The 10,195-nt window shown below is 60.1% G+C and carries 8 protein-coding genes and 2 pseudogenes; all 10 read right to left on the bottom strand.

From position 1 onward, the window contains the following. On the bottom strand, nucleotides 1–543 hold a 543-nt coding region (locus DQ405_RS22630), incomplete at its 3' end, for a TnsA endonuclease N-terminal domain-containing protein (RefSeq protein WP_241730117.1). 267 nt (nucleotides 544–810) lie between these two features. Then, nucleotides 811–2,661, bottom strand: a complete 1,851-nt coding sequence (gene glmS, locus DQ405_RS22625) for a glutamine--fructose-6-phosphate transaminase (isomerizing) (RefSeq protein ID WP_168426224.1) — start codon at nucleotides 2,659–2,661, stop codon at nucleotides 811–813. A gap of 2 nt (nucleotides 2,662–2,663) precedes the next feature. After that, the gene (locus DQ405_RS22620; protein WP_168426223.1) at nucleotides 2,664–3,446 is read right to left on the bottom strand and encodes a DeoR/GlpR family DNA-binding transcription regulator; all 783 of its coding nucleotides are present in this window, start codon (nucleotides 3,444–3,446) and stop codon (nucleotides 2,664–2,666) included. Nucleotides 3,447–3,520: 74 nt separating this feature from the next. Further along, nucleotides 3,521–4,033: pseudogene (locus DQ405_RS28705) on the bottom strand (methyl-accepting chemotaxis protein); the annotation flags it as partial. Between the two features lie 345 nt (nucleotides 4,034–4,378). Next, nucleotides 4,379–5,374: pseudogene (locus tag DQ405_RS28700) on the bottom strand (PDC sensor domain-containing protein); the annotation flags it as partial. A 414-nt stretch (nucleotides 5,375–5,788) separates the two neighbouring features. Continuing rightward, nucleotides 5,789–7,153 carry a bifunctional UDP-N-acetylglucosamine diphosphorylase/glucosamine-1-phosphate N-acetyltransferase GlmU gene (gene glmU, locus DQ405_RS22610; protein ID WP_168426221.1) on the bottom strand — a complete coding sequence of 455 codons (1,365 nt, stop codon included), beginning with the start codon at nucleotides 7,151–7,153 and terminating at the stop codon, nucleotides 5,789–5,791. Between the two features lie 120 nt (nucleotides 7,154–7,273). Continuing rightward, nucleotides 7,274–7,702, bottom strand: a complete 429-nt coding sequence (locus DQ405_RS22605) for a F0F1 ATP synthase subunit epsilon (protein WP_168426220.1) — start codon at nucleotides 7,700–7,702, stop codon at nucleotides 7,274–7,276. Between the two features lie 80 nt (nucleotides 7,703–7,782). Next, nucleotides 7,783–9,159 carry a F0F1 ATP synthase subunit beta gene (gene atpD / locus DQ405_RS22600; RefSeq protein ID WP_102837646.1) on the bottom strand — a complete coding sequence of 459 codons (1,377 nt, stop codon included), beginning with the start codon at nucleotides 9,157–9,159 and terminating at the stop codon, nucleotides 7,783–7,785. Nucleotides 9,160–9,189: 30 nt separating this feature from the next. Further along, complete coding sequence (atpG, locus tag DQ405_RS22595) at nucleotides 9,190–10,053, bottom strand: F0F1 ATP synthase subunit gamma (RefSeq protein ID WP_168426219.1); 864 nt, start codon at nucleotides 10,051–10,053, stop codon at nucleotides 9,190–9,192. A gap of 50 nt (nucleotides 10,054–10,103) precedes the next feature. Further along, nucleotides 10,104–10,195 (bottom strand): hypothetical protein (locus tag DQ405_RS27600; RefSeq protein ID WP_241730118.1); only part of this gene is annotated, 92 nt, incomplete at its 5' end.

The following is a 10,195-nucleotide window of genomic DNA, read 5'->3' as shown; positions in this document are numbered from 1 at the left end:
TTTCCACTCTACTTTCCTTATTGCCCAATACCTTTCCTCAATAGCGAGCTTTTCGGCAATTCGGTTTTGCACACCGAGGTCAGCTTCTTCAAGTTCCTTTCGATATTTAACAGAACGCGCAGCCAGCCTTACTTCGCCTGCTGGATCAACGAAAGTAATTAAGAAGTCTGTCGTCATGACTACAGGAACTCGAGTACCTGGATACATGGGATGGGGAAAGTTCAGACTGGAAGCGATTGCCTGGCTCTCCGCCTGCGTAAACAGCGGAAACTGTTCACGAATATCAATAATCGAGGAATCCTGTTCCAAGATCGTGTGATAGTCGCGTTCAGCGTTGGACAGAAGATGATGGGTGCGTTGGTATTTCACTCCCGGCACGAGGTGGGACACTCCCTTGGACTTAATATCCCAAACTTTGATCCAAGGTTGATAGGACTCTCTCACACCTGTTCCACGGCCCGATTTGATTCTTTTATCAATTTTTTGCTGAGTCATCAGTGTGGAGAGAGCAGGCTTAGCCGATGCAGCGGGAACGAATGTCATTTTACGAGTCGCTCATCATGGGGCGACCCACTCGATCGGAACGGCACAGAATGAACGTGACGTGGAGGATGTCAGGAGCGGGCTCAGCCAGGACGCCAGTCACAGCATTGCAGGAAGGATTGTGGTCCTAAATCTCGAGACCTGCTTGTGCCCCGATGTACGGTCAGGACACAAGCCTGTGACAACCTTTATTAACGTGTGACAGCCTTTATTGTTTTGTGGCAGCCTTTTTTGTTTGTAAACACCCGGTGCAACACACTCCGGCGCTTATTCCACCGTCACGCTCTTGGCCAGGTTACGCGGCTGATCGACGTCCGTGCCACGCAGCACCGCGACGTAGTAGGAGAGCAACTGCAACGGCAGGGTATAGAGGATCGGCGCCAGCACATCGTGGATATGCGGCATGCTCACGATGAACGTGCCCTCACCGTTCTCGATGCCAGCTTCCCGATCGGCGAAGACGATCAGTTCGCCACCACGGGCGCGCACTTCCTGGAGATTGGATTTGAGTTTTTCAAGCAGCTCGTTGTTCGGCGCCACGGTCACCACTGGCATGTCGGCATCCACCAGCGCCAACGGGCCATGCTTGAGTTCGCCCGCCGGATACGCCTCGGCATGGATATAGGAAATTTCCTTGAGCTTGAGCGCGCCTTCCATTGCCACCGGGTACTGTGCACCACGTCCGAGAAACAGCGTGTGGTGCTTTTCGGCGAAGTGCTCTGAGATCTTCTCCACCGTAGTATCCATCGCCAGAGCCTCGCCCAGACGCGTCGGCAGGCGGCGCAGCTCGTCGATCAGCTCCGCTTCCAGCGCCGGGGCCAGCGTGCCGCGCACCTGTCCCAGCGCCAGAGTCAGCAGCAACAGGCCGACCAGCTGGGTGGTGAAAGCCTTGGTCGAGGCCACGCCAATCTCGGGTCCGGCCTGGGTCAGCAGGGTGAGATCGGATTCGCGCACCAGCGAGCTGATGCCAACGTTGCAGATAGCCAGGCTGGCGAGATAGCGCCCCTCCTTGTCGGTGCGCGCCTTGGCGTTGCGCAGCGCCGCGAGCGAATCGGCGGTCTCCCCCGACTGGGAAATGGTGACGAACAAGGTATCGGGTTGCACCACCACCTTGCGGTAGCGGAACTCACTGGCGACCTCGACCTGGCAAGGGATGCCAGCCAGCTCTTCCAGCCAGTAACGGGCGACCATGCCGGCGTGGTAGCTAGTGCCACAGGCGACGATCTGCACGTTGCGTACCTTGGCAAACAGCTCGGCGGCCTGCGGACCGAAGGCCTGCACCAGCACCTGATGATCACCGAGCCGCCCTTCCAGGGTGCGTTGCACGACCTTGGGCTGCTCGTGGATCTCCTTGAGCATGAAGTGGCGATACTCGCCCTTGTCAGCGGCTTCGGCGCCCTCGTGGTACTGCACGCTTTCGCGCTCCACCGGCTGACCATTCACATCCCAGATCTGTACGCTATCGCGGCGGATCTCGGCGATGTCACCTTCTTCCAGGTACATGAAACGGTCGGTCACCTGGCGCAAGGCCAGCTGATCGGAAGCGAGGAAGTTTTCCCCCATGCCCAGGCCGATTACCAGCGGACTGCCACTGCGAGCTGCCAGTAAGCGATCCGGCTGCTTGGCGCTGACCACCGCCAGACCATAGGCACCATGCAGTTCTTTGGCCGCCGCCTTGAGCGCGACGGTCAGATCGCCGAATTCATCGAGCTTGTGGCGCAGCAGGTGGACGATGACCTCGGTGTCGGTATCGGAGACGAAAACGTAGCCCAGCGCCTTCAGTTCCTTACGCAGCGCTTCGTGGTTTTCGATGATGCCGTTATGCACCACCGCCAGATCATCACCGGAAAAATGCGGATGAGCGTTGCGCTCGCAGGGTGCGCCATGGGTGGCCCAGCGAGTGTGAGCAATGCCTAGGCGACCGGTAAGCTGCTCCTGCTGTTGCGCCTGCTCCAGTTCGGCAACCTTGCCGGAACGGCGCAAGCGGTGCAGCTCACCGCTGTTATCCAACACAGCGACACCGGCGCTGTCATAGCCCCGGTATTCGAGCCGCTTGAGGCCTTCGAGCAGAATTGCGGTGATATTGCGTTCAGCGACAGCGCCAACGATGCCACACATGTTCAGTTCTCCAGATGGGTTTCGACGGCCGCGCAGATCAGCTTGACGCCGCGGGCCTGAATGCTTGAACGCGCCTCGGCGGTGAGGCGTTCGTCCGTTATGAGGGTATGGATATCGCCCCAGGGCAGTTCCAGGTTGGGTATGCGTCTACCGATCTTGTCGGACTCGGCGAGCACGATGACTTCACGGGCCACTTCGGCCATGACCCGCGACAGGCCGAGCAATTCATTGAAGGTAGTGGTGCCCCGCTGCAGGTCGATGCCATCGGCACCAATGAACAGCTGATCGAAATCGTAGGAGCGCAGCACCTGCTCCGCCACCTGACCCTGGAACGATTCGGAATGGGGGTCCCAGGTGCCGCCGGTCATCAACAGCGTGGGCTCGTGCTCCAACTCTCGCAACGCATTGGCCACCCCCAGAGAGTTGGTCATAACCAGCAGACCGCGCTTGTGCCCGAGTTCGGGGATCATTGCAGCGGTGGTGGTGCCGCTGTCGATGATGATTCGAGCATGTTCGCGAATGCAGCCGACGGCGGCTCGGGCGATGGCCTGCTTCCAGGGCGAGACGGGCTGCACGCCATCTCCGATCAGCTCCTGTGGCAAAGGCACCGCGCCACCGTAGCGGCGCAACAGCAGCCCGTTCTTTTCCAGCGCAGCGAGGTCCTTACGGATGGTGACCTCAGACGTCTCGAAACGCCTGGACAGCTCATCGACGCTCACTTCGCCCTGCTCGTTGAGCAGGGCGAGAATGGCGTGGCGTCGTTGCGGCGTGTTGCGTTTCGACATGCTTAAGTTTCGATTCGAAAGAAAATTTCGCGAATCAAAACCTAATCCATCGCTTCCGTCAACTCCCGGTTGGGTCAGACGCGGAAATAGCCCATCAGGCTCTGCTGATGGTTCGCCAGCTGATTCAAGGCCTGGCTGACCCGCGCCGACTCGTCAGCCTGCCCGGAAAGTGATTCCGTTACGTCACGAATGCCCGCAACGTTGCGGTTGATCTCCTCGGCGACCGCGCTCTGCTCTTCAGCGGCGCTGGCGATCTGCAGGTTCATGTCGGAAATCACCGCCACTGCATCACCAATCTTGCGCAACGCGGCGACCGCATTGCCCACTTGTTCGACATTGCTCTGGGCCTGCCCGCGGCTACCCTGCATGGCCGTCACCACATCGTGGGTGCCGCTCTGCAGGCGCTCTATGACCTGGCGGATTTCCTCGACGGATTCCTGGGTACGTCGGGCCAGGCTGCGCACCTCGTCGGCCACCACGGCGAAACCGCGCCCGGCCTCGCCGGCCCGCGCCGCTTCAATAGCGGCATTGAGCGCCAACAGGTTGGTCTGCTCAGCGATTGCACGAATCACCTCCAGCACCGAACCGATCTGTTGGCTGCTCGCGGCCAGGCTTTCCACCTGGGTCATGGCGTGGTTAAGCTCGTCGGCGAGCCTGCCGATGCTGTGTGTGGTGTGGTCGATCACGCTCAGTCCTTCGTGGGTGGCCTGATCCGCGTCACGTGCCGCTTCGGCCGCTTGCGCGGCATTGCGCGCAACATCCTGCGCGGTAGCACTCATCTCCTGCGATGCCGTCGCCACCTGATCGACTTCGCGGAACTGCTGCTGCATGCCAGCACTGGTCTGGCTCGCGATAGCCGCCGACTGATCAGCGCTGCTGCGAGCATCATGCACCGAGCGCTTCACATCGGCGATGGTGGGCTGCAGCTTATCGAGGAAGCGGTTGAACCACCCCGCCAATGCACCCAGTTCGTCGTCGCGAGAGTACTCCAGACGACGAGTGAGATCGCCCTCACCGCTGGCGATGTCCTTGAGCATCGCCGCCACCCCTTCGATCGGCCGGGTGACGCCGCGCGCGGTCAGCCACATCAGCGCCAGGCCCAACAGCACCGCGCCAAGCCCGATGGTCAGCGCAATCATGCTGTCCTTGCGGCTCTGCGTCTGCAGCGCCTGTTCAAGACGCTGTGCCGGGCCGAGCAGGACCTGCCGTGGTACTTCCAGCAGGATCGCCCAAGGGGCCAGTTCGGGTATCGGCTGCACGGGTTGTAACACGCGAAGCATGTCGCCATTTTCGAGCATCGCCTTCTGGCCCGCATCGACGGCGCGGCCAATCGCCTCGCTCTCCGAGCCGAAAGCAGCACTCAACGACTTGCCGAGCAAACCGGCGTCGCGGCTGTGGCCACCCAGCAGCTTGGCCGGGCTGATGACGCTCAGCTGGCCTTCGCCCTGATATAACTCCTGGTGTGCCTGCTGGCTAAGTTGCTGAAGCGACGCCAGGCTGATGTCGACGCCGACGACGCCAATCACTTTGCCGTCCTCGATCAACGGAAAGGCAACACTGGTCATCAGCAGCGGTCGGCCTTCCACTTCATCGAAATAAGGGTCTAGCAGGCAGACCCGGGCGCTATCGCGGGGGCAGCTGTACCAGGCGTTGTACGGTGCGCCGCTGATGCTCGGTGTGGTGTCGGCGAGCAATTCTTCGCTCATGGTTTCGGCGGCGAGCTGACCCGGCGTGCGCTGCGACCAGTACAGTGAGAAACGGCCGCTGTCGTTGCCGCCCATCTCCTGGTTGTCAATGAACATGCCGTCCTTGTCGTCCAGTGCGTCGGTCTCGAACACCACGTAGAGACCAATCAGATCAGGGTTCGACTCCAACGCGGTCTTGACCTGATGATGCAGGTCTTCACGGAGCTCGAATGCATTCGACATACGCTCGATGGCTTGCTCGCGCAGCGACAGCACCTGACGGGCAAACCCCTGGCCATACTGATAGGCATCATTGAACTGACGCTCGATTCGCAAGGCTTGAGAAAGCCCGCGTGCCTGTAGGTTGTCACGCGCCGACTCTTCGAGCATGGCGCCGCTTGAGGCACTGACCAGGGCCACCGTCTGGCGTGATTGATAAAGTGAAGCACCGATCAACAGACCGACGATCAACAGCAGGCAGAGACCAGCCAGCAGGGTGAGCTTCCACTGGATGGACAGTCGAGTTAGGGAGGGCATGGGCACGTCCTGTTTTGTTATGCCCTGATAGATCGGCCAGATGTACGATCTCTTGAATGCCCTCCCGGATAAATGCTTCGCCGCTCGTCCGACACCGGAGCACTGGGCGCAAAAAAACGCTTACTTAGGGATCTTCTGCGGGCGCAGCCAACCCTCGATCAATGCCTGACGAGCCCGGCCCAGTGCCAGAGTGCCCGCCGGCACGTCAGCAGTGATTACCGAGCCGGCGCCGGTGGTGGCGCCGTCTCCAATGTTCAACGGAGCCACCAGCGAGCTGTTGGAGCCGATAAAGACATCTTCGCCCATAACCGTGCGGAATTTGTTCGCGCCATCATAGTTGCAGGTAATGGTTCCGGCCCCGATATTGGTTCGCGCGCCAATTTCTGCATCGCCCAGATACGCCAGGTGGCCGGCTTTCGCGCCGACACCCAGGTGTGAGTTCTTCACCTCGACAAAGTTGCCCACATGCGCCCGTTCCCCCAGTACAGCGCCGGGACGCAGCCGTGCAAACGGCCCACAATCAGCGCCTTCGCCAAGCTCGGCGCCTTCAAGGTGGGAGTTGGCCTTGACCACCGCTCCGCGACGCAGCGTGCTATTGCGAATCACGCAATTCGGTCCGATCTCGACGTCATCCTCGATCACGACTTTGCCTTCGAGGATCACATTCACGTCGATCAGCACATCACGGCCGACAGTAACCTCGCCACGCAGGTCGAAGCGAGCCGGATCCCGCAACGTCACTCCCTGGGCCATCAAGCGGCGCGCAGCACGCTGCTGATAATGCCGCTCCAGATCGGCCAGCTGGAGGCGATCGTTGGCGCCCTGTACTTCCATGGCATGCTGCGGCTGTTCGGTCGCAACAGTCAGGCCATCGGCCACGGCCATAGCGATGACATCGGTCAGGTAGTACTCGCCTTGGGCGTTGCCATTGGACAGCCTTCCCAGCCAATCGCCGAGCCGCTCGCCCGGCACCGCAAGAATCCCGGTATTGCCTTCAGCGATCAGCTTCTGTTCGGCTGTGGCATCCTTGTGTTCGATGATCGCCTGGACCATACCTTGTTCATCACGGATGATGCGGCCGTAACCGGTCGGGTCGTCCAGATTCACCGAGAGCAGCGCCAATTGCTGCGATCCGACTTTATGAAGAAGACGATCCAGCGTTGCCACCTCGATCAGCGGTACGTCGCCGTAGAGAATCAGGACTCGTTCGGCAGTGAGCGCCGGTAGCGCCTGAGCCACGGCGTGTCCCGTGCCCAGCTGCTCGGCTTGGACGACGAAATTCAGATCATCCGCCGCCAACCGCTCGCGTACCAGCTCGGCGCCATGGCCGATCACGACATGGATAGCCTTCGGCTTGAGCCCACGAGCGGTATCGATGACGTGACCGAGCATGGATTGTCCGGCGACCGGGTGAAGCACCTTGGGCAGGGCTGAACGCATGCGCGTGCCCTGACCGGCAGCGAGAATGACGATATCGAGAGACATTGGCAGATCCTGAACAATCGTGACCCCTAGGGCCAACGCGAGACGTTATTTTCAAAACGGAAAAGAAAAAGGGTAGCCAAGGCTACCCTTTTACTCGTGCGCGATGAAGCCGTTAACGGATCAACCGCGGCCGTACTTCTTGCGCATCGCCTCGATGGTCCGAAGCTGAGCGGCAGCCTCGGCCAGACGGGCAGCGGCAGAGCCGTAATCGAACTCCGCGCCCTTATCATGCAGCGCCCGCTCGGCCGCCGTCACGGCAGCCTTCGCCGCCGCTTCGTCCAGATCCTTGGCGCGCGTGGCGGTGTCGGCGAGAACTTTCACCATGTTCGGCTGGACTTCGATGAAGCCGCCGGATATGTAGAAGATCTCTTCGCCGCCGCCCTGCTTGATCACTCGCACCGGACCGGGCTTGAGATCGGTCAGCAGTGGGGCGTGGCCCGGCAGAATACCCAGATCACCCAGGTGACCATGAGCGACAACCATCTCTACCAGCCCCGAGAACAGCTCTTCTTCCGCACTGACGATGTCACAGTGGACTGTCATAGCCATACTTATGCCTCGGTAATCGGCCCAGCTGGCGACGACTGCCGCCAGCTGGGCTTATTGGCGCCCGCAAGCGGGCGCGCCAGTTACAGTTTCTTGGCTTTCTCGATGGCTTCGTCGATACCGCCAACCATGTAGAACGCCTGCTCCGGCAGGTGATCGTAATCACCGTTGAGAATGCCGGCGAAGCCACGGATGGTTTCTTTCAGCGAGACGTACTTGCCAGGCGAACCGGTGAAGACCTCGGCCACGAAGAACGGCTGGGACAGGAAGCGTTGGATCTTACGAGCACGGGATACCAGCTGCTTGTCGGCTTCGGACAGTTCGTCCATGCCGAGGATCGCGATGATGTCCTTCAGTTCCTTGTAGCGCTGCAGCACGTACTGAACACCGCGCGCAGTGTCGTAGTGCTCTTGACCAATCACGTTGGCATCCAGCTGACGCGAGGTGGAGTCGAGCGGATCGACCGCCGGGTAGATACCCAGGGAAGCGATGTCACGCGACAGAACCACGGTGGCGTCCAAGTGGGCGAAGGTGGTCGCCGGGGACGGGTCGGTCAAGTCATCCGCAGGGACGTAAACGGCCTGAACGGAAGTGATCGAACCGCTCTTGGTGGAGGTGATGCGCTCCTGCAGAACGCCCATTTCCTCGGCCAGCGTCGGCTGATAACCCACCGCGGACGGCATACGACCCAGCAGCGCGGACACTTCGGTACCGGCCAGGGTGTAACGGTAGATGTTGTCGACGAACAGCAGAACGTCCTTGCCCTCGTCGCGGAACTTCTCGGCCATGGTCAGGCCGGTCAGTGCCACACGCAGACGGTTTCCTGGTGGCTCGTTCATCTGGCCGTAGACCAGTGCAACCTTGTCCAGAACGTTGGAATCCTTCATCTCGTGATAGAAGTCGTTACCTTCACGAGTACGCTCACCCACACCGGCGAACACGGAGTAACCGCTGTGCTCCATGGCGATGTTACGGATCAGCTCCATCATGTTTACGGTCTTGCCAACACCGGCACCACCGAACAGACCGACCTTACCGCCCTTGGCGAACGGGCAGACCAGGTCGATAACCTTGATGCCGGTTTCCAGCAGTTCGTTGCCGCCTGCTTGTTCGGCATAGCTCGGAGCGGCGCGGTGGATACCCCAGCGCTCTTCCTCACCGATCGGGCCGGCTTCGTCGATTGGGTTGCCCAGCACGTCCATGATCCGGCCCAGGGTGGCAGTACCCACCGGTACGGAAATGGCCGCGCCAGTGTTGCTGACGTCCAGACCACGCTTGAGGCCTTCGGTCGAGCCCATGGCGATGGTACGGACAATGCCGTCGCCCAGCTGCTGCTGGACTTCCAGGGTGGTTTCGGCGCCTGTGACTTTCAGCGCGTCATAAATGTTCGGTACCAGATCGCGCGGAAATTCCACGTCGATAACGGCGCCGATGATTTGAACGATACGTCCGCTACTCATGTTTGGTTCCTCTGAATATTTGAACCGTTCTTAAACCGCGGCAGCGCCGCCGACGATTTCCGAAATTTCCTGGGTGATCGCAGCCTGACGGGCCTTGTTGTAGACCAGTTGCAGGTCGCTGATCAGCTCACCGGCATTGTCGGTTGCATTCTTCATGGCGATCATCCGGGCGGCCTGCTCGGCTGCTCCGTTCTCGACCACAGCCTGGTAAACCTGGGATTCGACGTAGCGAACCAGCAACGCATCCAGCAACAGGCGGGCATCGGGTTCGTACAGGTAATCCCATTGACCTTTCGGCGCGGTCTGATCGTCACTCGCGGCCAACGGCAGCAGCTGGGCTACGGTCGGCTTTTGCGTCATGGTGTTGATGAACTTGTTCGACACCAGGTAAAGACGGTCCAGACGGCCCTGATCGAAGGCATCCAGCATGACCTTGACGCTACCGATCAGATCGTTGATCGACGGCTCTTCGCCAAGTCCGTTGACTGCCGCGACCACGTTACCGCCAAAGCTGCGGAAGAAGCTCGCACCCTTGTTACCGATCACGCACAGATCGGCTTCGACCTTGCTGTCGTGCCATTCCTTCATGCTCTTGATCAGCGCCTTGAACAGGTTGGTATTCAACCCGCCGCACAGGCCACGATCAGAAGACACGACAATATAGCCGACACGCTTGACCGGCCGCTCAACCATGAACGGATGACGGTACTCAGGGTTGGTATTGGCCAGATGGCCGATTACCTGCTGGATCCGCTCCGCATAAGGACGGCTGGCAGCCATGCGCATCTGTGCCTTGCGCATCTTGCTGACCGCCACCTTTTCCATGGCGCTGGTGATCTTCTGCGTGCTTTTGATGCTCGCAATCTTGCTGCGAATCTCTTTTGCGCCTGCCATTTGACACCTATCGGGTTAGCAAGCGGGAGCCTTGCAGCTCCCGCTGCGGCTTACCAGGATTGGGTGGCCTTGAACGACTCGATACCGGCCTTGATGCCTGCGTCGATTTCGTCGTTGAAGTCGCCCTTCACGTTGATCTTGT

It is taken from the genome of Pseudomonas sp. SST3, assembly GCF_003325755.1.
This window is presented reverse-complemented; position numbering and strand designations above follow the sequence as displayed.